We start from the raw sequence: 23,387 nt of genomic DNA on the forward strand, positions 1-23,387 counted from the left end.
CCGCATTGCGCTCCCCAACGCCATTGCTGCCTTGGCGACAATGGACGCATGACTTCTTCGCGCTTCTTCAAGATCGCGCTCGTGCTGGGCCTCTTGTCGGCCATCGGCCCGTTCGCGATCGACATGTACCTTCCCGCGCTGCCGGAGATCGGCGCGAGCCTCGGCGCCGGCATCGGCCCGGTGCAGATGAGTCTGACGGCCTTCTTCATCTCGCTCGGCGTCGGGCAGCTGCTGTACGGGCCGGTGTCGGACATGGTGGGACGCAAGCCGCCGCTGTACTTCGGGCTCGGGCTGTTCGCGCTGGCCAGCATCGGCTGCGCGCTCGCCACCGACATCCAGACCCTGATCGCGCTGCGCTTCGTGCAGGGGCTCGGCGCCGCCGCCGGCATGGCGATCCCGCGCGCCGTGGTGCGCGACCTGCACACCGGCAACGATGCCGCGCGGCTGATGTCCTTGCTGATGCTGGTGTTCAGCGTGTCGCCGATCCTGGCGCCCTTGGCCGGCAGCGGCGTGATCGCCTTCGCCGGCTGGCGCGGCGTGTTCTGGGCCGTGACGCTGGCGGCTGTGGCCGGCCTCGCAATGATGGGCCTGATGCTGAAGGAAACCCGGCCCGCCGAAGAGCGGGTGGAGAGCAGCCTGGGCAGCGCGCTGCGCGCCTACCGCGTGCTGCTGCGCGACACGCACTACCTCGGCCTGGTCTTCATCGGCGCCTTCGCGATGGCCGGCTTCTTCACCTACCTGGCCAATTCGTCCTTCGTGATGATCGACCACTACGGCCTCTCGCCGACGCTCTACAGCCTGGCCTTCGGCATCAACGCCGCGGCCTTCTTCGGCGCCGCGCAGCTCAACGGCGCGCTGTGCGAGCGCTTCGGCATCGTGCGCGTGGTCAAGGCCAGCGTGAGCGCCTGCGGGCTCGTCATGCTGGCGATGTTCGCCTACTACCTGGCCGGCGGCGACCGGCTGGCGGTGCTGATCGTGCTGTACTTCATCGCCAGCGGCTTCATGGGCTTCGTCATTCCGACCACCTCGGTCCTGGCGCTCGAGAAGCACGGCGCGATCGCCGGCACGGCATCGGCCCTGCTGGGCACGCTGCAGATGCTGACCGGCGCGGTGGTGATGGCGGTGGTCGGCCTGTTCACCGACGGCCGGCCCTTGCCGATGGTGACGGGCATGGCCGCCGGCGCGCTGATCGCGGTGGTACTGACATGGTTCACGCTCGGCGGCCGGCAGCCGGCGGCCTATGCGGCGCGCTGAGCCGGTGAGCCACTCTCCAACGGCCGCGCTCGACGGGCTGCCGCTGCCGCAGCGCCGGCACGCGATGCTGGTGATCATCCTCGGCATCGCGGTCGCGGTGCTCGACGGCACCATCGTCAACCTGGCGCTGCCCGGCATCGCGCGCGAGCTCCGTGCCGATCCGGCGCATGCGATCTGGGTGGTCAACGCCTACCAGATCGCCACGCTGGTGATGCTGCTGCCGCTGGCCTCGCTCGGTGACCTGGTGGGCTACCGGCGCGTCTACCTGGTCGGCATGGCGCTGTTCGCCTTTGCCTCGCTCGGCGCCGTGCTGGCCGATTCGCTCGCGACGCTGATCGCAGCGCGCGCGGTGCAGGGGCTGGGCGCCGCCGGCATCATGAGCGTCAACGCGGCGCTGGTGCGGCTGATCTATCCCAGGGCGCAGCTCGGCCGCGGCATGGCGATCAACTCGATGGTGGTGGCGACCGCGTCGGTGGCAGGGCCCTCGGTGGCGGCCGCCATCCTGTCGGTGGCCTCGTGGCCCTGGCTGTTCGTGCTCAATTTGCCGCTGGGTGCGCTGGTGCTGACGCTGGGCTTCTACGCGCTGCCGGCCAACAGCGCGGCGGCCGCCGCCGGCGCGCGCTTCTCGGTCGTCGACGTGGCGCTCAACGTGCTGATGTTCTCGCTCGTCTTCATCGGCGCCGACCGGCTCGGCGTGCGCGGCAGCGATGCAGGGCAGGGTGCGCAGCCCATGGCCTGGGCGCTGCTGCTGGCGGGCGCGGCGGTGGGCTTCGTCTACCTGCGGCGCCAGCGCGCGCAGGCCGTGCCGCTGTTTCCGGTCGACCTGCTGCGCATCCCGGTGTTCGCGTTGTCGATGGGGACTTCGGTGGCGGCCTTCTGCGCTCAGATGCTGTCCTTCATCGCGCTGCCTTTTCTGCTGCTCGACACCTACGGCCGCTCGCATGTCGAAGCCGGCCTGCTGATCACCGCCTGGCCGCTGGCGATCGTGGTGATGGCGCCGATCGCGGGCCGGCTGATCGGCCGCTATCCGGACGGCCTGCTGGGCGGCATCGGCCTCGGCCTGCTCGCGCTCGGCCTGACATTGCTCGCGGCGCTGCCCGCGCAGCCGGGCAATGCCGACATCGTCTGGCGCATGGCGCTGTGCGGCCTGGGCTTCGGCCTGTTCCAGTCGCCCAACAACCACACCATCGTGACCTCGCCGCCCGCGCACCGCAGCGGCGCCGCGAGCGGCATGCTGGGCACGGCGCGGCTCACCGGCCAGACCCTCGGCGCCGTGCTGCTGGCCGCGATCTTCAGCGTCTGGAGCCCGCACGACGGCAAGGGCCAGGTGATCGCGCTCGGGCTGGCCGCCTGCTGCGCGGCCGTGGCGGCGGTGTGCAGCGCGCTGCGCACGCGCGGGCCCAGCACCCGCCACGCCTGAGCGGCGCTTCCTTGCTTCAGCGCCGCGCAGCGGCCGTGACGTATCCACGTTTCGCATCTATCCTGCATGCCTGTTTCCCTGATTGGAGCAGCATCCAAATGAGCGAGAGATACGATTCCATTGTCATCGGAACCGGCCAGTCCGGGCCTTCATTGGCCGTGCGCCTGGCGCAGGCCGGCCGCAAGACCGCGATCATCGAGCGCAAGCTGTTCGGCGGCACCTGCGTCAACACCGGATGCATTCCGACCAAGACCTTGATCGCGAGCGCGCGGGTTGCCTACCTGGCGCGCCGTGCGGCCGACTTCGGCGTGATGGTCGACAACGTGCGCGTCGACATGGCGCGCGTCAAGGCGCGCAAGGATGCCGTGGTGCGGGCCTCCAACCAGGGTGTCGAGCAATGGCTCAGGGGGACGCCGAATCTCACGGTCTACGAAGGACATGCGCGCTTCGAAGGCCCGCGCACGGTGCGGGTCGGCGACGCGCAGCTCGAGGCCGGCGAGATCTTCATCGACGTCGGCACGCGCGCGAATGTGCCGGACCTTCGCGGCCTCGACGAGGTCGACCATCTCACGAATGGCGGCATGCTCGAGCTCGACACCTTGCCCGAGCACCTGGTGGTGGTCGGCGGGAGCTACATCGGCCTGGAGTTCGCCCAGATGTACCGGCGCTTCGGCGCCCGCGTCACCGTCGTCGAGATGGGCCCGCGCCTCGTCTCGCGCGAGGACGAGGAAGTGTCGGCGGCGATCCGCGAGATCCTCGAAGGCGAGGGCATCCAGGTCCGGCTCAACGCCAAGTGCATCACGCTGGCGCGGCGCGGGGGCGGCATCGGCGTCGGACTCGACTGCCAGGACGACCCGCACGAGATCGAGGGCTCGCACCTTCTGCTCGCGGTCGGACGCGTGCCGAATACCGACGACCTCGGCCTCGACAAGGCGGGCGTGAAGACGGATGAGCGCGGCTACATCACGGTGGACGAAGAGCTGCGCACCAGCGTGCCCGGCATCTGGGCGCTCGGCGATGTCAACGGCCGCGGCGCCTTCACCCACACCTCCTACAACGACTACGAGATCGTGGCAGCCAACCTGCTCGACAACGCGCATCGGCGCGTCTCCGATCGCCTGCCTGCCTACGCGCTGTACATCGATCCGCCGCTGGGCCGCGTCGGCGTGACGGAGCGCGAGCTCAGGCAGGACGGCCGCCGCGCACTCGTCGCGAAGCTGCCGATGAGCCGTGTCGGCCGCGCGAAGGAGCGCAGCGAGACGCAGGGATTCATGAAGATCCTGGTGGATGCGTCGGACCAGAAGATCCTCGGCGCCGCGATCCTCGGCATCGAGGGCGACGAAGTCATCCATTCGATCCTCGACGTGATGGCCGCCGGCGCGCCGTACACGGTGCTGCAGCGCGCGATGCACATCCATCCGACCGTCTCGGAATTCATCCCGACGCTGCTGGGCAAGCTGGAACCTCTGGGAGAGCCGGGCCAATGAGCCAGATCGGCAAGCCGCCTGGCGACGACACGCTGATCCGCCACGGCTGCGAAGCGGTGCCGTGCCCGAAGGCTTCCAAGCCCTGGGTGCTGGCCGCGGCGATCATCGGCTCGAGCATGGCCTTCATCGACGGCACGGTGGTGAACGTGGCGCTGCCGGCGATCCAGCACGATCTGCGCGCCACGGCCTTCCAGGCGCAGTGGGTGGTGGAGTCCTATGCGCTCTTCCTCGCGGCGCTGCTGCTGGCGGGCGGCGCGCTCGGCGACCGTTTCGGGCGGCGGCGCATCTTCGCCATCGGCGTCGTGATCTTCGCACTGGCCTCGGTGGGCTGCGCGCTCGCGGGCAGCGTGCAGCAGCTGATCCTCGCGCGTGCCGTGCAAGGCATCGGCGGCGCCTTGCTGGTGCCGGGCAGCCTGGCGCTGATCAGCGCCTCCTTTCCCGAGAAGGAGCGCGGGCGGGCGATCGGCACCTGGTCGGGTTTCAGCGGCATCACGGCGGCCATAGGGCCCGTGGTCGGCGGATTCCTGGTCGACCACTACTCGTGGATCTGGGCCTTCCTCGTCAATGTGCCGATAGCAGTCGCGGTGCTGCTGATCGTCTGGCGCCACGTCCCGGAAAGCCGCGGCAGCGCTGCCGACGGCGAGCTGGACCTCTGGGGCGCGGCGCTCGCCACGGTCGCGCTCGGCGGCATCGTCTATGCGTTCATCGAGGCGCCCACGCAGGGCTGGAACTCGCTGGCCGTGCTGGCGGCGTTGGCCTCGGGCATCGCGGCCAGCGCCGCCTTCGTGGTCGTCGAAAGCCGTGTCCGATCGCCGATGCTGCCGCTTTCGCTCATGCGCATCGGCAATTTCGGTGGCGCCAACCTGCTGACCCTGCTGCTCTATGCGGCGCTGGGCGGCGGGCTCTACTTCTTTCCGCTCAACCTGATACAGGTGCAGGGCTATTCGGCCACCGTGGCCGGCGCGGCGCTCTTGCCCTTCATCCTGATCATGTTCGCGCTCTCCGGCTGGGCCGGGCAGCTGGTGGATCGCTTCGGTCCGCGCCTGCCGCTGGTGGTGGGGCCGGCCATTGCGGCGGCGGGCTTCGCGCTGTTCGCAGTGCCGGGCGTCGGCGCCAACTACTGGACCACGTTCTTCCCGGCCGTGGTGGTGCTCGGCTTCGGCATGACGATCACGGTCGCGCCGCTCACGACCACGGTGATGAACGCCGTCGGACCGGATTCTGCGGGCATCGCATCGGGCGTCAACAACGCGGTGTCGCGCGCGGCCTCGGTGCTCGCGATCGCGGTCTTCGGCGTGGTGATGGCCTGGGCCTTCGATGCGATGCTGGCCCATGGCCTGCGCGAGGCGGGCGCGTCGGCCGAAATCAGCGCCTTCTTTGAAGGCCAGCGCAGCCGGCTCGCGGGCGCGGAGATGCCGCCGGGCATCGATGCGGCCGCGGCGGCCGTGTTCAAGCGCGCGGTCGCCGAATCCTTCGTGGCCGGTTTCCGCTGGGTCATGCTGCTCTGCGCCGGCCTGGCGCTGCTGAGCGCGCTGAGCGCGTGGATCATGATCGGCCGCGCGGCCGTTCCCGCTTCCGCTCCCGCGCGCCGATAGTCCTCGCGCCGCGCCTGCCTCTTCGGCATTGCTTACGTCCTTTGCGTTAGCGCGCATGGCCGATAGGCAAGGCACCACCCCGCATCGACACTGCCCCTCGTGTTTGCCCATTCACCGACGTTGTCGGACGCAGGAGGAATGGCAATGATCCAAAGTTGCTGGGACGCCGCGAAGTTGTTGCCGCTTGTTGCCTGCATGCTTCTCGCGGCATGTTCCGACGCCCCGCGGCCCGGCGAGGTGTTCGATGAGGCGAAGCTGGCCGGCCGCAATGCAGCTTCGTTCCCGCACGCCGACGAGCCTTACTTCAGCGACATGGACGGCGGCATCGCGCTCACGCCCGAGGAAGAGAAGGGCCGCAACATGTGGCTGGTCTGGAGCGGCGGCAACGACCGCTTCTGGACCCAAATGACCGACTACACCTTCGGTGCCTTCGACCTGCTGAAGGTGGTCAGCACCCATCCCACGCTGGGCTACTCGCGCGCCAATCGATGGGAATACTTCGGCCTCGTCAACGAGCCCTGTTTCGAGCCCGCCACCGGCCCCGACAAGAGCCGCCGCGGCCTGTGGCTCGACATGCGCAGCAAGGACTGCGCGCCCGACCCCTTCGAGAACGAGAGCAAGTACCCGGGCGTGAAAACCGGTTCGCGCGGCAAGCCGCTAGGCGACGGCAGCACCCAGCCGGTGGGCTCCTTCTACGGCTGGGGCACCGGCATCGCCGGCCTGCGCCTCTTCCCCAATCCGGCATTCGACGAGAAGGCGGCCAAGGAATGGGACGCCGAGAAGTACTACACCGACCCGAACTACTACAACCGCAAGGATCTGGTGCGGCCCTACCGCGTGGGCATGTCCTGCGGCTTTTGCCACGTCGGGCCCAGCCCGGTGAAGCCGCCGGCCGATCCGAACAACCCGAAGTTCGAGAACCTCAGTTCGTCCGTCGGCGCGCAATACATGTGGGTGGACCGGCTCTTCATCTACAACGCCAACAAGCCAGAGGGCCGCAAGAACTACATGTACCAGCTGGCCCACACCTACCGGCAGGGCACCATGGACACCTCGCTGGTCTCCACCGACAGCATCAACAATCCGCGCAGCATGAACGCGGTCTACGACTTCGTCGCCCGCCTGGACATGGCCAAGCGCATCGGGCAGGAAAAGATCGACGGCGGCGAGCTCGACAACAAGCAGTTCAACGACTATGTGAAGAGCGGCCCGCTGACCGAGTTCTTCAACAAGTCCGACGCCACGGTTCGCACGCCCCATGTGCTGAAGGACGGCGCCGATTCGGTGGGCCTGCTCGGCGCGCTCAACCGGGTCTACCTCAACATCGGCCTGTTCAGCGAGGAGTGGCTGCTGCACTTCAACCCGGTGGTCGGCGGCAAGACGATCAGCCCGATCCCGATCGCGACCGCGCAGAAGAACTCGAGCTACTGGCAGGCCACCGAGGCCGGCACGCCCGCCACGGCGCTGTTCTTCCTGAAGGCGGCCCAGCCCGACCGGCTGAAGGATGCACCCGGCGGCAACGCCCACCTGGCGGCGGACACGGCCATGCTGGAGCGCGGGAAGAACGCCTTCGCCGACACCTGTGCGCGCTGCCATTCGAGCAAGGTGCCGCCGCCGCCGGCAGCCCTCGAACTCACGGCCGGGCAATGCGCTGGCCCCGGCTACGTGGACTGCTTCAAGCGCTACTGGACGTGGACCCAGACCGACGACTACAAGGCGCAGATGCGCAAGATCGTGCAGTCGCCCGATTTTCTGCAGGGCAACTACCTGTCGACCGAAGCGCGCATTCCGGCGACCCTGCTGCGCACCAACGTCTGCAGCCCGCTCGCGACCAACGCGATCAAGGGCAACATCTGGGACAACTTCTCCTCGCAGACCTACAAGAGCCTGCCTTCGGTCGGCACCGTCACGCTGCACGATCCCTTCACCGGCGAACCCAGGCCCTACGCCATGCCGGGCGGCGGGCGCGGCTACACGCGCGTGCCCTCGCTGATCAGCATCTGGTCGACCGCGCCTTTCCTGCTCAACAACACGGTCGGCCCATTCGAATCCAGCCCTTCGGTCGAGGCGCGCCTGAAGTCCTTCGATGCCTCCATCGAGCAGATGCTGTGGCCCGAGATGCGGGACCGCGACCCCGAGGTCGGCGACAAGGTCGGCGGCTTCATCGACCGCACCACCGAGCGCAGCACGGTGACCGTGCCGATCGGCTTCGTGCCCGAGGCGATGCAGCCGCTGCAGGGCCGGCTGCATCGCTGGTTCCCGTGGCTGGTCGAGCAGGACGGCGACATCGTGCTCGGCCCGATTCCGAAGGGCGTTCCGGTGGCGCTGCTGGCCAACCTCAAGCTGCGCGCGGAAGGCGATGGCCTCGGCGAGAAGGCCTCGCATGCGCGCGACGTGGGCGAGCTGCTGATCAAGCTCAAGCGCGCGCTCAGGAGCGCGCCGGAGGGTGCTTCCGACGAGCAGCTGCGCGAGCACTTCGCCAGCCTTCGCGGCCCGATGATGGAGCTGAGCAAGTGCCCCGATTTCGTGGTCAACCGCGGCCACTATTTCGGCACCGCGCAGTTCAACCGGCAAGAGGGCTTGAGCGAGGACGAAAAAGCCTTCGGCCGCGAGCCGGAGCTCGGCGACGACGACAAGCGCGCGCTGATCGCCTTCCTCAAGACTTTCTGACCATCACCATCACCATCACCTGCGCCGGGGCCATGTCCGATGCCGAATCAGCTGCCTGGGACTACGTGATCGTCGGCTCGGGCGCCGGCGGCGGCACGCTCGCGGCCCGCCTGGTCGAAGCCGGCATGCGCGTCTTCCTGCTCGAGGCCGGAGGCGATCCGCGCGCTGCCGGCGAACGCCTGCCCGAGGACTACGACGTGCCGGCCTTCCATGCCTTCGCCTGCGAGAACGCGGCGATGAGCTGGAACTTTCGCGTGCGCCACTACGCAGACGAAGGCCGGCAGGCGAAGGACTGGAAGTACGAGGCGGGGCAGGGCGTGCTGTACCCGCGCGCGGCGGGGCTGGGCGGATGCACCTCGCACAACGCGATGATCTTCATGCTGCCGCACGATGCCGACTGGAACCATGTGGCACAGCTCACCGGCGACCGCTCGTGGCGCGCCTCGCGCATGCGCCGCTACGCGCGCCGCGTCGAGGACTGCCGCCATCGGCCGGTTTGGCGAACCCTGCGCCATGTGGGGCTCGATCCGACGGGGCACGGCTGGGGCGGCTGGCTGCGCATCGAGAAATCGATCCCGCTGTCGGTGCTGGGCGACGAGGGCCTGGTGCGCGTGCTGCGCGACACGGCCGGCGCCTTCGCGAGCAGCCTGCCGACGCCCATGCTCAGCACCCTGCGCTGGCTGCGCGGCGGGCTGGGCGACCCGAATTCGCGTCGCTTGCGGCCCGGCAGCTTCGAGGGCATCTGCTACACGCCGCTCGCGACTTCGGAGCACCGCCGGGTGGGTGTGCGCGAACGGCTGCTCGACGTCGCGGCCAGGCATCCGGGCCGCCTGCAGTTGGAGCTCGACGCGCTGGCGACGCGCGTTCTGTTCGATGCCGAAGGCGCGGCCTGTGGCATCGAGTACCTCAAAGGCAAGCGGCTCTACCGGGCCCATGCGGTGTCGAGCACCGTGGAGGGCGTGCGGCGCGAAGTGCGCGCGCGGCGCGAGGTGATCCTGTGCGGTGGCGCCTTCAACACGCCTCAGCTCCTGATGCTGTCCGGCATCGGCCCGGCCGCCGAACTCGAAGCGCACGGCATCGCGCTGCAGAAGAACCTCCCCGGCGTCGGCCGCAACCTGCAGGACCGCTACGAGATCGCCGTCACGCACCGCATGCGCGAACCCTGGGAGGTGCTGGAGGGCGCCCGCTTCGATCGCGACGACACGCTGTGGCGCCACTGGCATGAGGAGCGCTCGGGCATGTACGCCTCCAACGGCGCCGCGCTCGGCGTGGTGAGCCGCTCGACCGCCGCCGAGCGGCCGGGACAGGAGCCCGATCTTTTCTGCATGGCGCTGCTGGCACGCTTCGAGGGCTACTTCCCCGGCTTCTCGAAGCAGGTCCGCGAGCAGCAGGACCAGCTGACCTGGGCCGTGCTGAAGGCACATACGCAGAACCGCGCCGGCACCGTGCGCCTGCGTTCGGCCGATCCGCGCGACACGCCGCTCGTGAACTTTCACTATTTCGAGGAAGGAGGCGACCAGGCCGGCGAGGACCTGCGTGCCGTGGTGCAGGCGATCCGCTCCGTACGCCGGATGACGGCACCGCTGCTCGCCAAGGGATGGATCGCCGAGGAGCTGGCGCCGGGGCCGACCGTGCAGAGCGACGAGGCCTTGGCCGACTATGTGCGCAACACGGCCTGGGGTCACCACGCCTCGTGCTCCTGCGCCATCGGACCGGTCGAGGACGGCGGCGTGCTCGACAGCGCCTTCGCCGTGCACGGCGTGCCGCGGCTGCGTGTGGTCGATGCCTCGGTCTTCCCGCGCATACCCGGTTTTTTCGTGGCCGCCGCGGTCTACATGATCGCGGAGAAGGCGGCCGATGCAGTGCTGCGCGCAGCGATGCGCGCACCACTTTCGGCAAATTGACGGCCCTCCGACCCGAGGCCGACACTTGTGAACGACGGGTCTTCAACCGAGGGGAATGCCCATGGCCTATGACGTACAGCAACTGCTCGACATGTCGCAAGAGCAGCTCGACGAGCTCTTTCGCGCCAGCCCGCCGGGCGACATTCCCTCGGGCGAAGCCGAGGGCACCGCGATCATCGCGCCCGGGACCCGCTACACCCAGTCGATCGCCAAGATGATCAATTTCTTCGGCTGGCAGGGGAAGGTGTTCGATGCCGAGAAGGGCGTGCTGAAGAACAAGGTCAGTCCTTTCGGCGTGCAGGCGATCGTGGCCAAGGTCTACAAGGGCGACAGCTGGCTCGACCAGAAGGAGTGCATCGTGCTCGACTACTCCGAGACCTCGCTGGTGGCCCACTGGATCCGCGACGAGATTCGCCTGATCTCTCCGGGCTTCTATCTCGGCAAGGTGTACTGGGGCAAAGAGCGGTTGATCGATTTCTGCCTCAAGTTCTAGCGACCCCGATGCGGTGACTCCCCAATCGCATTTCGTGGTGGCCGCAGCTATCTCTCCCGGCCGCGAAGCGGGCCTGCGGAAACTGCTGGACACCATGAACGTGAGGCCCGGCGTGGTCGACCCCGCCAATGCAGTGCTGCCTTTTGCCGCCTTCCCGCGATTGCATTTCGCGCGCTTCGCGGTGCTGGGCGACGCGACCATGGCCGACCTCGAAGTCTTCGGCCTGCCGCGGCCGCGGCTTCCGATCTACCTGGTGTTCATGGGCGACTGCGACGGGCCCGGACAGGAGCAACTGGCCGAGCTGGTGCAGCGCGCCGGCGAGGGCCTGCGCCGCATCTTCTCGCACTGCAGGGCCCTCGATCCGCGCGACGATCTGCTCGACTGGCTCATCGAGCACGACCGGCCGGTGGCTGCGCCCTACGTCAACTGGATCGGGCGCACCGTGCAGCAGATCCGCGAAGAAAGCGCTTTGCAGCGCCTCTTGTCGGCGCAGGTACCGCGCGGCCTGAGCGAGGCGGCCGTCGATCCGCGAACGATGCGGCGCCAACTATTGGCCTTCGCGCGCGCCGAGCAGGCCGCCGGACGCCTGGTGCTGACGCCGCCCGCGCCGACGCCGCTCGGCTGGCAGATCCGCAATCTGCTCCATGCGATCGGCCTGCCGCTCGCCGGACTGGTGCTGCTGCCGCTGGTGATCGTGCTGCTGCCGGCCTTCCTCGTGCTGCTGCGCCGCCACGAAAAGCGCGACCCCGAACACTGTCCGCGGCCGCGCGCAGCGGCGGTGCGCGAGATGCAGGAGCTCGAAGACCACGACCCGAGCAACAGCTTCACCGCGCTCGGCCCGGTCAAGCCGGGCTTGTTCCGGCGCGGCCTGGTGCAGCTGCTGCTGGTGCTGATCGCCTACGCCTGCCGCCACGTGTTCGGCCGCGGCCACCTGGGGCGCGTGCGCACCATCCATTTCGCACACTGGGTCTTCCTCGACGACAAGACCCGCGTGCTGTTCGCGAGCAACTACGACGGCAGCCACGAAAGCTACATGGACGACTTCATCAACAAGGTGGCGTGGGGCCTCAACCTGATCTTCAGCAACGGCTTCGGCTGGCCGCGCACCGACTGGCTCATCAAGGGCGGTGCGCGCCACGAGCTGCGCTTCAAGTACTACCAGCGCGGACACCAGCTGCCGACCCAGGTCTGGTACAAGGCCTACCCCGGCCTCACGCTGGCCGATCTGGACCGCAACCGCCGCATCCGCGAAGGCTACGAGCGCGTCGAAATGAGCGATGCGCAGGTGCTCGCATGGCTGAGGCTGCTATGAGCATCGAGTACGAAGACATCCAGGGCCTGGTGCGCTTCGGCTACAAGCACCTGACGCAGGCCTGCTTTCTTCTGCTGCGCGTCCGCGATGCCGAAGCCGCCCGTGCCTGGCTCGCGATCGCGCCGGTCACCAGCGCGATTACGCGCAAGCCGCCGCCCCGAACGGCGATGCAGATCGCCTTCACGGCCCCGGGCCTGCGTGCGCTGGGCGTTGCCGAGGACATCGTCGAAGGCTTCTCGGCCGAGTTCCTGGCCGGCATGAACAGCGACCAGAGCCGTGCCCGGCGGCTCGGCGACCTCGGCGCGAACGATCCCGCGCACTGGCAGTGGGGCGGCGCGCAGGACCGCGTGCCGCACGTGCTGGTGCTGCTCTATGCGGTGCCCGGCGAGCTCGACGGATGGCTGCGGACCATCCGCGTGCAATGCGATGCGGGCTTTGCGCAGATGGACTGCCTCGGGACATCCGACTTGGACGGCGTCGAGCCCTTCGGCTTTGTCGATGGTGTCTCGCAGCCGCGCATCGATTGGGAGCGCGAACGTGCGGCACGCGATCTGGAGCAGTTCGAATATACGAATCTCTCATGCCTCGGCGAGTACCTGCTCGGCTATCCCAACGAGTACGGCGCCTACACCGACCGGCCCGTGCTGGAGGCCCGGCGCGATCCCGCGGCGCTGCTGCCGCGCGCCGAAGACGATGCCGGCAAAGCCGACCTGGGGCGCAACGGCAGCTACCTCGTCATGCGCCAGCTGCACCAGGATGTCGAAGGCTTCTGGCGCTTCGTCGACAGCCAGGCGCAGGGCGATGCCGCCTTGCGCAAGAGGCTGGCCGAGGCGATGGTTGGCCGCACCATGGAGGGCGAGCCGCTGGTGGTGTCGGCGGGCGACGATCCGCTCAACGGCTTCACCTACGACGGCGATGCGGACGGCCTGCGCTGCCCCTTCGGTGCGCACATCCGCCGCAGCAATCCGCGCAATGCCGATCTGCCGCCCGGCTGGCCGGATCCGATTTCGCGGCTCGTGCGCAGACTCGGCTTCGGATCGAGCGCGTTGCGCCGCGACCTGATCGCATCGACGCGCTTCCACCGGCTGCTTCGCCGGGGCCGCGAGTACGGCGGAACTCCGGGTGAGGACGTGGGACTGCACTTCATCTGCCTGGGCGCCAACATCGCGCGCCAGTTCGAGTTCGTGCAGGGCGCCTGGCTGACCGGCACCCAGTTCGACGCCCTGTCCGGCGAGGGGGATCCGCTGCTGGGCCACCGGCTTCCCGGCGCCGACGGCATGCCGACCGATAACTTCTCGATGCCCGCGGCTTCGGGGCCCGACCGGCGCCTGACCGGCCTGCCGCAGTTCGTGACCGTGAAGGGCGGCGCCTATTTCTTCCTGCCCGGCATCCGGGCCTTGCGCTATCTCTCGAAGGTGCAGCCATGAATTCGAATGTGAGCCGTCCCGCGCCCAGGGCCAACACGGGCTCCCTGCTGAAGAACTTCGTCAGCGATTCGGGCATGGCCCTGCTGCGGCTGGAACGCAGGTTCGACCCCTTCGTTCGCCCGGCCTTCGACGCCGTGCTGCGCGATCCGCTGGCGCGCCTGACCACGGCGCTGATCAACAGCCGGCGGCCCGACGAGGGTCTCGCGATCGCGGAGGAAAAGCTCATGGCCGACGAGGAGAGCTTCACCGATTCGATCGTCCGCAGCTTCACTCGCCAGATGGGCGATCTCTGGAAGCCCGGCGGCTTCGAGCGCGGCGGCAACACCAAGACGCAAGGCATCGTGCGCGGCGAGTTCACGGTGCACCAGGACATCCCGGAGCACATGAAGCGCGGCATCTACGCCAGGCCCCAGACCTTCAGGGCCTGGGTGCGCTTCTCGGGGCCCGGCCCCTACATCACGCCCGACATCGACGACGTCGGCTTCATGAGCATCAGCATCAAGCTATTGGGCGTGCCCGGGCCGAAGCTGTTGGAGGAGGAGAAGCACACGCTGGACATGTTCGGCGTCTCCACGCCCACCTTCGTGACGCCCGATGCCCGTGCCAACGCGGCGCTGCAGATCGAAAGCGTGAAGAACGCGCAGATCTTCTACTTCGTCAATCTCCACGACTCGCATGTGCTGGACCTGATCATGCAGTCGCTCTTCATCAAGACGCAGTCGAGTCCCTTCGAGGCGCCGTACTTCAGCTGCGTGCCCTACCTGATGGGCGAGGGGCAGGCGATGCAGTACTCCGTGTGGCCGAAGACGAAGAAGCGCACGCCGATCCCGCGCCTGCCGCTGCGCCCGCCGGACGACTACCTGCGCCAGGCCATGGTGGCCTCGCTGGCCGAGGGCGATGTCGAGTTCGACATCCGGCTGCAGATGCAGACCGATCCGCATCGAATGCCGATCGAGAACGCCGGCGTGCTGTGGCCCGAGAAGCTCTCGCCGCGCATCACCGTGGCCACGCTGCGCCTACCGCGCCAGAGCTTCGACTCGCCGGCGCAGATGGAATTCGCCAAGAGGCTCTCATACAACCCCTGGCACACCATCGCCGAGCACCGGCCGCTGGGCAACCAGAGCCGCGCGCGCAAGAGGATGTACTGGGAGCTCTCGCAGCTGCGGCACCGGATGAATGCGGTGCCGCATTACGAGCCTACGGGGGATGAGGTGTTCGAGTAGGGCTGCTTGTATTGGCCGGGCGCGGACACGCTGCTGTCTTGCTCCCTCTCCCTCCGGGAGAGGGCTGGGGTGAGGGCACTGGGCCTTTGATGCGCGCGCAACCACCCCCGGGATGACGCATGAATAAGGACCAGCGAGTCAAGCTGGCGGAAATTCCACACCGCGCCCTCCGGTGCGCCAGGGCGGGTACTTCTCCATGACACGCGCGAAGAGCGGTGCATCCAGTTGTGCGGCCAGCCAGACTTGAAGCCTTGGCCACGGTTGGGCTTCGAACCAGGCCGCATCGACCTGCGCGAATTGCCGCACGAATGGCGCAATCGCGATGTCGGCCAGCGCGATACGCCCGCCGCACAGACCGGCACTGTCCTGGAGCCGTGCGTCGAGCCGCATCAGGAAGAGGCCGCCCTGCGCGCGATGCGCTGCTGTGTCGGCGTCCGGATGACGCTCCGGGTACTTGTAGCCGTCGAGATGCCGCTTGAACTCGCCGTCGCATTCGGCGACGAGCGCGAGCATCTCGTCCAGCGTCGCGCCTTCGGCTTGCAGCCAGCCTTCGGGATCGTTGCGCCGCAAGGCCCACAGCATGATGTCCAGGCTCTGGTCGATCACCGTGCCGTCCACATCGACCAGCACCGGCACCGTGCCCTTGGGCGACGCGGCCAGCAACTCGGCCGGCTTGTCGCGCAGCACGACCTCGCGCAGCTCGCAGCGCTGGCCGCTCGCGGCAATGGCCATGCGCGCGCGCATCGCATAAGGGCAGCGGCGGAACGAATAGAGCACAGGCCGCGCGCCGCCGGCGCTCAAATCAGCCTGCTGATCGTCTTCTTGCGCCATGCGAAGCGGTAGTAGCTGGCCTGCAGCGTCAGCATCGCGGTGAAGGCCACCGGATAGGCGATCCAGATCCCGTTGAGCCCCATGCGATGGCTCAGCCACCAGGCCACCGGCACCTCGATCAGCGCGATGCAGAAGATCGAGATCGCGGTCGGCACCAGCACCGAGCCGCTGGCACGCATGATCCCCGACAGCGCCGCGCCCATGCCGAAGATCACGGTGCTCCACAGCATGATGTGCAAGAGCGTCTGCGCCACCTCGATCACCGGCTCGCTGGTGATGAAGAAGCCCATGAGCGGACGCGAGAACAGGTAGCCCAGCAGCACCAGGCCGCCGGTCAGCACCAGGTTCATCTGCAGCGCGGTGCGCGTGATGGCGCCCAGGCGCTGCGCCTGGCCGGCGCCGATGGCCTGCGCGCCGAGGATCGAAGCGGTGATCGCGATCGAGATCGCCGGGAACTGCACATAGGCCACGACCTGGTTCACCGCGCCGTAAGCCGCGGTGGCGCTCGAGCCGTAGGCGTTGACGAAGGACAGCAGCGCGAGCTCGGCCAGCGAGACCACGATCATCTGCACGCCGGTGGGCACGCCCACCTTGAGCACGGCCTTCAGCAGCGCCGGCCGCACGCGCAAGTGGCGCACGAAGTCGGCATCCGGCGCCAGCGGGCTCTTCTTGCGCCGCAGGTGAACGGCCAGCCAGGCGGTCGCGACCACGAAAGAGATCACCGTGGCCCAGGCGCCGCTCGCCACGCCGAGCATCGGCAGTCCGAACCAGCCGCGGATGAGCGCTGGCGTGATCGCGAGGCCGAGCACGGTCGAGATCATCAGCGTGTAGAGCGGCGTCACCGTGTCGCCCACGCCGCGCAGCATGGCGGTGGAGAGCAGGAACACGAACAGGCCGGGCATCGCGATCAGGATGATGCGCGCGTAGGCCGTGGCATCGGCCAGGATGTCGGGCGGCGTGCCCAGCGCCGCCAGCATCGGCTGCGTGAAGGTGCCGCCGAACACCGCGACCGCGAGCGCGAACAGCACGCCCACGGTGAGCGTGGTGCCGGCCACGGCGCGCGCCTTCTCGGTGTCGCGGGCGCCCCAGGCCTGGCCGATCAGCACCGAGGCGCCGGCGCCGAGGCCGATGGTGAAGGCGATGAAGAAGAACATCACCGGAAAGAAGCTCGATACCGCCGCCAGCGCGCCGACGCCGATCATCTGCCCCACATAGACGTTGTTGAGCGTGCCGGAGAGCGACTGCAGGATGTTGCTGAGCAGCATCGGCGCGAGGAAGAACAGGAAGGTCTTCCAAAGCGGGCGCGAGGCCATGGCCGCTGCGCGCGCGTTGAGGTGAGGGGCCGGCGGTACCGGTTGCGCGGCCGTTGCGGGCGTATCGGTCCTCATGACACGCTCCAGGCCGTTGCGGCCAGCTTGTGCAGATGCAGGCGCACGTCTTCAGGCCAGGGGGCGACGAGTTCTTCGAAGCGCGCACGGTCGCCGGCGAACAAGGCGCGCGCCGCTTCCTCGAAGCCGGGCAGGTCGCCCGCGATCGCGGTCATGAAGCGGTAGGTGGCTTCGCGCGCCGCGCGTTCGGCGTCGCGGTCGGCATGCACGCGCCGCGCCTCGTCGATCAGCCGGCGCAGCGCGACCGATGCGCCGCCGGGCTGGCGGCTGAGCCAGTCCCAATGACGCGGCAGCAGGGTGACCTCGCGCGCGACCACGCCCAGCTTCGGGCGGCCGACACCGCGCGCCGCCTGTTCATCGTGCTTCGCGCTTTCGGACACGACATTGGCCGATTCGCGCAAATCGAGATCGAGCTGCTCACCCGTGCTGTCGTCGAACACGAAAGCCGGGGGCTCATCGGCGCGGGCGCGCAGCAGGGCGATTACCTCGGCCCGCGGGCCGGCAGCGATGCGCCTGAAACCGGCGAAGGCGGTGAGGTTGGATTGAGAAGATGACATGGGGGCGAATAATACCCGGGCAAAACAATCCATGCAATATACCCGGGTGAAACATCTTCAGGATGCGCGGCGCAGGCTGCGCCACCAGCGGCGGGTGCCGTCTTTCAGGCGCCGGGCCGCTCGCCAGGGCGCGCTCAGGCGCACGAAGCCCAGCACGCGATCCTTCCACTGCTTCCAGCGCGGATACCAGCGCGCGAACAACGGAATGCGCATCAGCGCCGGCTCGACCAGCTGGAACAGGCGGGCCACGACCGCGGTGCCGGCCAGCTTGGCGCCCACCAGCAGCAGCACGGCGCCTGCAGCATGGCCGCGGCCCAGCAGGAACAGCGCGAGCAGCTTGAGCGGCAGCAGCATCAGCACCGGCACCATGAACACCAGCAGCGCGCCCCAGGGCGGCAGGGCCTGCACCATGCGTTCGAGTCGAGCCCAGAGCGGCAGGTGCGCCAGCCGTGCGGCCAGCGCGGCGAGCGGCTCCCAGCCCCACTCCTCGAACAGCAGCAAGGGAACGAGCAGGGCAGCGGCGAGGGCGCGCAGCAGTTTCTTCAGGATACGCATCGTGAGGGATTGTGCGCAGGGCCCTATGGCAAACTTCCGCGCTTCGTTCCATTCCTTTCTTCTCCACCCGTCGGGCGCGCACGGCGCCGCTCGCCAGGGATCCTCCCCAGACATGCAGAAAATCATTCGCCAGCTCGCGTCCGAGATCAAGGTCGGCGAGCACCAGGTGAAGGCCGCCGTCGATCTGCTCGACGGGGGCGCCACCGTGCCCTTCATCGCGCGCTACCGCAAGGAGGCGACCGACGGCCTCGATGACATCCAGCTGCGCGAGCTCGAGGCGCGCCTTTCGTACCTGCGCGAGCTCGAAGACCGCCGTGCGGCGGTGCTGAAGAGCATCGAGGAGCAAGGCAAGCTCACGCCCGAACTGCGCGCCGCGATCGACGCCGCGCCGACCAAGCAGGAACTGGAAGACCTCTACCTGCCGTACAAGCCCAAGCGCCGCACCAAGGGCCAGATGGCGCGCGAGGCCGGCATCGAGCCGCTGGCCGACAAGCTCTTCGCCGACCCGACGCTGAACCCGGCCGAGGAGGCTGCGGCCTTCGTCAAGCCGGCTGCGGACGGGCTGGACTTCTCCACCGTGCAACTGGTGCTCGACGGCGTGCGCGACATCCTCTCCGAGCGCTGGGCCGAAGATGCGGCGCTGGTGCAGCGCCTGCGCGAATGGCTGTGGGCCGAGGGCCTGTTCAAGTCCAGCCTGATGGCGGGCAAGGACGAGAACAACGCCGACATCGCCAAGTTCCGCGACTACTTCGACTACGACGAGCCCATCGGCCGCGTGCCTTCGCACCGCGCGCTGGCCGTGTTCCGCGGCCGCGCGCAGGACATCCTCGATGCCAAGCTGGTGCTGCCCGTCGAGCCCGAGCCGGGCAAGCCGTCGATCGCAGAAGGCAAGATCGCGCTGCACCTGGGCTGGAGCCATGCTGCTCGTCCGGCCGACGACCTGATCCGCAAGTGCGTGGCCTGGACCTGGCGCGTGAAGCTCTCGCTGTCCACCGAGCGCGACTTGTTCACCCGGCTGCGCGAAGATGCCGAGAAGGTCGCGATCAAGGTCTTCGCCGACAACCTGCGCGACCTGCTGCTGGCCGCGCCGGCCGGCCCGCGCGTTGTGATGGGCCTGGACCCGGGCATCCGCACCGGCGTGAAGGTCGCGGTGGTCGACGCCACCGGCAAGCTGGTCGACACCGCCACCGTGTTCCCGCACGAGCCGCGCCGCGACTGGGAAGGCTCGCTGCACACGCTCGGCAAGCTGTGCGCCAAGCATGGCGTGAACCTGATCGCGATCGGCAACGGCACCGCCAGCCGCGAGACCGACAAGCTGGCGGGCGACCTGATCAAGCTGCTGGCCAAGATGGCGGCCCAGGCCGGCGCGCCGGAGATGAAGGTCGACAAGGTGGTGGTCAGCGAGGCCGGCGCCTCGGTCTACTCCGCGAGCGAATTCGCCTCGCAGGAAATGCCCGATGTCGACGTCAGCCTGCGCGGCGCGGCGAGCATCGCGCGCCGGCTGCAGGACCCGCTGGCCGAGCTGGTGAAGATCGATCCCAAGTCGATCGGCGTCGGCCAGTACCAGCACGACGTGAACCAGAGCGAGCTCGCGCGCACCTTGAGCGCGGTGGTGGAGGATTGCGTGAACTCGGTCGGCGTCGACCTCAACACCGCGAGCGTGCCGCTCCTGTCGCGCGTCTCGGGCCTGTCGGCCGGCGTGGCCAAGGCGGTGGTGCGCTGGCGCGAGGCCAACGGCGCGTTTTCCACCCGCAAGCAATTGCTCGAAGTCGGCGGCTTCGGCGGCAAGACCTTCGAGCAGAGCGCAGGCTTTTTGCGCATCCGCGGCGGCGCCAATCCGCTCGACCTGACCGGCGTGCATCCCGAGACCTATCCGGTGGTCGAGCAGATGATCGAGAAGACCGGCAAGCCCATTGCCGAACTGATGGGCCGCGCCGAGATGCTGAAGACGCTCAAGCCCGAGCTGTTCGCGAACGAGAAGTTCGGCGTCATCACGGTGAAGGACATCCTCGGCGAACTCGAGAAGCCGGGCCGCGACCCGCGTCCCGATTTCAAGGTGGCGCGCTTCAACGACGGCGTGGAGGACATCAAGGACCTGGTCGAGGGCATGGTGCTCGAAGGCACCGTGAGCAACGTGGCCCAGTTCGGCGCCTTCGTCGACCTCGGCGTGCACCAGGACGGCCTGGTGCACGTGAGCCAGCTCTCGCACAAGTTCGTCAACGATGCGCGCGAAGTCGTGAAGACCGGCGACATCGTCAAGGTCAAGGTGATGGAGGTCGACGTGGCGCGCAAGCGCATCGGCCTGTCGATGAAGCTCGACGCGGCGCCGGCGCGGCGCGACGGTGCGCGCGAGAACCGCTTCGAAGGGGCAGGGCGCGGCCAGCAGGGCCCGCGCCGCGACAGCGCGCCGCAGCCTGCGGGGCAGATGGCCAGCGCCTTCGCCAAGCTGCAGGGGCTGCGCAAGTCCTAGGGCGCGTGGATGGCTGAGCTTCGCAACACCGCCGATCGCAGCGATGCGCAGGCCGCCATCGGCACGCGCGACCTGCATGCCGACTACCTGAAGGCGGCTGCCATCGTCGGCGTGGTCTGCATCCACGCAGGCCTGCCATTCGAGGACGTGTACCGCTTCGGCGTGCCGGTATTCATCGGCATGTGGGCCTACTACCTCGAGAAGGCGCTCGCGCGACGGAGTTCCGAAACGCACTTCGCCTACCTCGGGCAGCGACTGGTCGAGCTGGGCGTCGCCTACATCGCCTGGACCTTGCTCTACATCGAGAAGTTCTACCAGGGCCGGTGGGACGCCACGCCGGTGCATACCATCGTCGGCGGCTGGTTCGGCGGCTACGGGTGGTCGGGGCAGTACTACTTCGTGATCCTGTTCCAGCTCACGCTGCTCTTCCCGCTGCTGCGGCGCTGGGTGGCCGAGGCGCCGACGCTGCCGGTCATCGCCGCCGGCGTGGCGTTGAACGTCGCCGCGTGCTATTGGCTGTTCGAGAACCGATGGATCTCGGCCGTCGGCGACCGGCTCTTCATCTACTGGATTCCCTACGTGGCCATGGGCATCGCGCTGGCACGCGGCGAGTTCGGCCGCAAGCCGGGCCTGGCCATCGTCGCCGTGCTGCTGCTCTTGGCAGCGCCGCTCGAGAGCAGGCTCTTCACCGAGCACTCGGCCTACCTGTCCGTCACCGTAACGATCGCCTCCTTGCTGCTGCTGATGAGCGCGGTCGCTGCCGATCGCGTGCAACCGCAGCCGCCGAAGATCGTGGGCCGAACGATCGCATTCGTGGGCCGCAACACCTTCGCCATCTACGTAGCCAACGTCGCGATGCTGGAGGTGTGCAGGAGCACGGGCATCACGGCGTTCGCGGTGTCGCATGCCGGCCCGTGGGGGCTGATTGCCGTGGTCACCGCGACGCTGGCCGGCGGCCTGGGCATCGGCTGGCTGCTGCAGGCGCTGGGCCTCGGCGTGCTGGTCGGCAAGCGATGAAGGCGCTTCGCATCCATGCCGGCCCGCTCGCGCGCGAACACATCGGCCGGCACGGCCTGCGCCCGCAGGACGTACGCATCGTTCCCGGCGCGGCCGGCGGCCCCAAGGGCCTGATCCTCGGGCCCATCGACCGCTTCCTGTTCGGCGAATGGCTGCCGCAGTCGACGCAGCCCATCGACCTGGTGGGCGCCTCGATCGGCGCCTGGCGGCTCGCCAACGCCTGCCTCGACAATCCGAAGACTGCTTTCGAGCAGTTCGAGCACGGCTACATCCATCAGCATTTCGACGTGCCGCCGGGCCAGAAGCGCATGACGGCGAAGCAGGTCAGCGCGCAGTTCGGCGAAGGGCTGCGCGACTTCTACGGCGGCCGCGCGCCCGAGGTGCTGCGCCATTCGCGCTACCGGCTGCATGTGATCACCTCGCGCGGGCGCCACATCCTCGGGCGCGAGGGCAGGGCACGCACGCCGGTCGGCTACCTGGGGGCTTTCATCACCAACAGCGTGCACCGCAAGAGCCTGGGCGCCTGGCTCGAGCGCGTGGTGTTCTCCAGCGCCGGTGCGGCGCTGCCTTTCGGCACGCTGGACTTCCGTACGCGGCAGGTCGAGCTCACGGAAGCCAACTTCGAGCCCGCGCTGCAGGCCTCGTGCTCGATCCCCTTCATGCTGGAGGCGGTGCACGATATTCCCGGCGCGCCGCCCGGCGCCTACTGGGACGGCGGCATCACCGACTACCACCTGCACCTGAACTACGCCAACACCGACGGCGTCGTGCTGTATCCGCACTTCCAGAAGGCGGTGGTGCCGGGCTGGCTCGACAAGGGACTGAAGTGGCGCCACAAGCCCACGCATTTTCTGGACCGCACGGTGGTGCTGGCGCCGGATCCGGAATGGGTGCGCAGCCTGCCGAACGGCAAGCTGCCGGATCGCAGCGACTTCGTGCGCTACGGCAAGGATGCGCCGGCGCGCATGAAGGCCTGGCGCACGGCTGCAGATGAAGCGCGCCGGCTGGCGGACGAACTGGCCGAGTGGCTGGCGCGCGGCGACGCCGGCGAGCTGCTGCCGCTTTGAGCCCCGGGGGGCCCTGTCGACGCTACATCCAGCCCCTTGGCTGGGCAACGCGATCCCCGCGAATAGCGTCAACAGGCCCTAAAGTCGGGCCTGAATCAATTTCGGAGGACCTCCATGAACGCAACCCGCATCGTCGGCATCATCCTGATCGTGGCCGGCATCGCCGCCCTCGGTCTGGGCGGTTTCAGTTTCACCAAGGAGACCCATCAGGCCAAGATCGGGCCGATCGAGCTGTCGGTGAAGGAAAAGCAGGACGTCAACTTCCCGGCCTGGGCCGGCGTGGCCGCGATCGTGGTGGGCGGGGCGTTGCTGGTGTTCGGCGGCAAGAAGGGCTGAGCCCTCAGCCGAAATCCTGCTCGCGCAGCTCGATCGCCCGCCCATGCGGCGTGCGGTCCGCCGCGCGGTCCCAGGCTCGCTGGTAGCGCGTCAGTTCATCGACGGAACTTGCGCCTTTGCGAGCCACCAGCGTCTCCAGCGCGGCGAGCCAATGACGATAGTAGGTGTCGCCGAGGTCGGCATCGCCGGCCCCCTGGGCAGCGCCGATCTGCGCTGCCAGCGCTTCGGCCCATTCGGGCCAGGTGAAGAGCCCGCGCTGGTGCAGCGAGACGGCCAGCGCAAAGGCATGCGCCTCCCATGGTTCGCGAAACACCGGCTCGGCGCCGTCGATGGGCATGCCGGGCAGCAGCGGCAGCGTGGTCGAGTCAGTCATTGGGCAAC

19 protein-coding genes are annotated in these 23,387 nt (G+C 68.6%); 14 read left to right on the plus strand and 5 right to left on the minus strand.

What is annotated here, in order from left to right; all coding sequences use genetic code 11:
- Positions 1-48: 48 nt before the first annotated feature.
- The 10 genes from EJI01_RS01170 to EJI01_RS01215 all read left to right on the plus strand — a co-directional run bounded on the left by EJI01_RS01170 (position 49) and on the right by EJI01_RS01215 (position 14,785).
- Complete coding sequence (locus EJI01_RS01170; RefSeq protein ID WP_126835280.1) at positions 49-1,254, plus strand: multidrug effflux MFS transporter; 1,206 nt, start codon at positions 49-51, stop codon at positions 1,252-1,254.
- Positions 1,241-2,674 (plus strand): MFS transporter, encoded by a 1,434-nt coding sequence (locus EJI01_RS01175; protein WP_126835281.1) that lies wholly within the window; start codon positions 1,241-1,243, stop codon positions 2,672-2,674. Before EJI01_RS01170 ends, EJI01_RS01175 begins: the two co-directional genes overlap by 14 nt.
- 98 nt (positions 2,675-2,772) lie before the next feature.
- Positions 2,773-4,161 (plus strand): FAD-containing oxidoreductase, encoded by a 1,389-nt coding sequence (locus tag EJI01_RS01180; protein WP_126835282.1) that lies wholly within the window; start codon positions 2,773-2,775, stop codon positions 4,159-4,161.
- On the plus strand, positions 4,158-5,756 hold the full coding sequence (locus tag EJI01_RS01185) for an MFS transporter (RefSeq protein WP_126835283.1): 1,599 nt from the start codon (positions 4,158-4,160) through the stop codon (positions 5,754-5,756). The genes EJI01_RS01180 and EJI01_RS01185 overlap by 4 nt, the downstream gene beginning before the upstream one ends.
- A gap of 144 nt (positions 5,757-5,900) precedes the next feature.
- Positions 5,901-8,426: a hypothetical protein gene (locus EJI01_RS01190; protein WP_126835284.1), complete on the plus strand. Its 2,526-nt coding sequence runs from the start codon at positions 5,901-5,903 to the stop codon at positions 8,424-8,426.
- Positions 8,427-8,458: 32 nt separating this feature from the next.
- On the plus strand, positions 8,459-10,330 hold the full coding sequence (locus tag EJI01_RS01195) for a GMC family oxidoreductase (protein WP_126835285.1): 1,872 nt from the start codon (positions 8,459-8,461) through the stop codon (positions 10,328-10,330).
- 61 nt (positions 10,331-10,391) lie between these two features.
- A complete protein-coding gene (locus EJI01_RS01200; RefSeq protein WP_126835286.1) occupies positions 10,392-10,823 on the plus strand; it encodes a hypothetical protein in 432 nt (143 codons plus the stop codon).
- Between the two features lie 94 nt (positions 10,824-10,917).
- Positions 10,918-12,135 (plus strand): hypothetical protein, encoded by a 1,218-nt coding sequence (locus tag EJI01_RS01205; protein WP_221885622.1) that lies wholly within the window; start codon positions 10,918-10,920, stop codon positions 12,133-12,135.
- A complete protein-coding gene (locus EJI01_RS01210; RefSeq protein WP_126835288.1) occupies positions 12,117-13,562 on the plus strand; it encodes a Dyp-type peroxidase in 1,446 nt (481 codons plus the stop codon). The genes EJI01_RS01205 and EJI01_RS01210 overlap by 19 nt, the downstream gene beginning before the upstream one ends.
- A complete protein-coding gene (locus EJI01_RS01215; RefSeq protein ID WP_221885623.1) occupies positions 13,559-14,785 on the plus strand; it encodes a hypothetical protein in 1,227 nt (408 codons plus the stop codon). Before EJI01_RS01210 ends, EJI01_RS01215 begins: the two co-directional genes overlap by 4 nt.
- Before the next feature lie 138 nt (positions 14,786-14,923).
- Here EJI01_RS01215 and EJI01_RS01220 read toward each other — a convergent pair whose 3' ends face one another.
- From EJI01_RS01220 to EJI01_RS01235, 4 genes are all read right to left on the minus strand, one after another.
- On the minus strand, positions 14,924-15,616 hold the full coding sequence (locus EJI01_RS01220) for a glutathione S-transferase (protein WP_126835289.1): 693 nt from the start codon (positions 15,614-15,616) through the stop codon (positions 14,924-14,926).
- On the minus strand, positions 15,583-16,929 hold the full coding sequence (locus tag EJI01_RS01225; protein WP_126835671.1) for an MATE family efflux transporter: 1,347 nt from the start codon (positions 16,927-16,929) through the stop codon (positions 15,583-15,585). Before EJI01_RS01225 ends, EJI01_RS01220 begins: the two co-directional genes overlap by 34 nt.
- Positions 16,930-17,000: 71 nt before the next feature.
- Positions 17,001-17,561 carry a DUF2239 family protein gene (locus tag EJI01_RS01230; protein ID WP_126835290.1) on the minus strand — a complete coding sequence of 187 codons (561 nt, stop codon included), beginning with the start codon at positions 17,559-17,561 and terminating at the stop codon, positions 17,001-17,003.
- A gap of 57 nt (positions 17,562-17,618) precedes the next feature.
- Positions 17,619-18,116, minus strand: coding sequence for a hypothetical protein (locus tag EJI01_RS01235; RefSeq protein WP_126835291.1), 498 nt, complete (start codon positions 18,114-18,116; stop codon positions 17,619-17,621).
- Between the two features lie 112 nt (positions 18,117-18,228).
- On the opposite strand from EJI01_RS01235, the gene EJI01_RS01240 reads away from it, so the two are divergent.
- The 4 genes from EJI01_RS01240 to EJI01_RS01255 all read left to right on the plus strand — a co-directional run bounded on the left by EJI01_RS01240 (position 18,229) and on the right by EJI01_RS01255 (position 23,006).
- The gene (locus EJI01_RS01240; protein WP_126835292.1) at positions 18,229-20,586 is read left to right on the plus strand and encodes a Tex family protein; all 2,358 of its coding nucleotides are present in this window, start codon (positions 18,229-18,231) and stop codon (positions 20,584-20,586) included.
- Positions 20,587-20,595: 9 nt separating this feature from the next.
- Positions 20,596-21,603 carry an acyltransferase gene (locus EJI01_RS01245; RefSeq protein ID WP_126835293.1) on the plus strand — a complete coding sequence of 336 codons (1,008 nt, stop codon included), beginning with the start codon at positions 20,596-20,598 and terminating at the stop codon, positions 21,601-21,603.
- The gene (locus EJI01_RS01250; protein ID WP_126835294.1) at positions 21,600-22,670 is read left to right on the plus strand and encodes a phospholipase; all 1,071 of its coding nucleotides are present in this window, start codon (positions 21,600-21,602) and stop codon (positions 22,668-22,670) included. The genes EJI01_RS01245 and EJI01_RS01250 overlap by 4 nt, the downstream gene beginning before the upstream one ends.
- Before the next feature lie 114 nt (positions 22,671-22,784).
- On the plus strand, positions 22,785-23,006 hold the full coding sequence (locus EJI01_RS01255; protein ID WP_126835295.1) for a hypothetical protein: 222 nt from the start codon (positions 22,785-22,787) through the stop codon (positions 23,004-23,006).
- Positions 23,007-23,010: 4 nt separating this feature from the next.
- Here the strand turns inward: EJI01_RS01255 and EJI01_RS01260 are convergent, their stop codons facing one another.
- On the minus strand, positions 23,011-23,379 hold the full coding sequence (locus EJI01_RS01260; protein ID WP_126835296.1) for a nitrile hydratase accessory protein: 369 nt from the start codon (positions 23,377-23,379) through the stop codon (positions 23,011-23,013).
- Between the last annotated feature and the right edge of the window lie 8 nt (positions 23,380-23,387).

This window comes from Variovorax sp. MHTC-1, from assembly GCF_003984645.1.
Taxonomy (GTDB): domain Bacteria; phylum Pseudomonadota; class Gammaproteobacteria; order Burkholderiales; family Burkholderiaceae_C; genus Variovorax.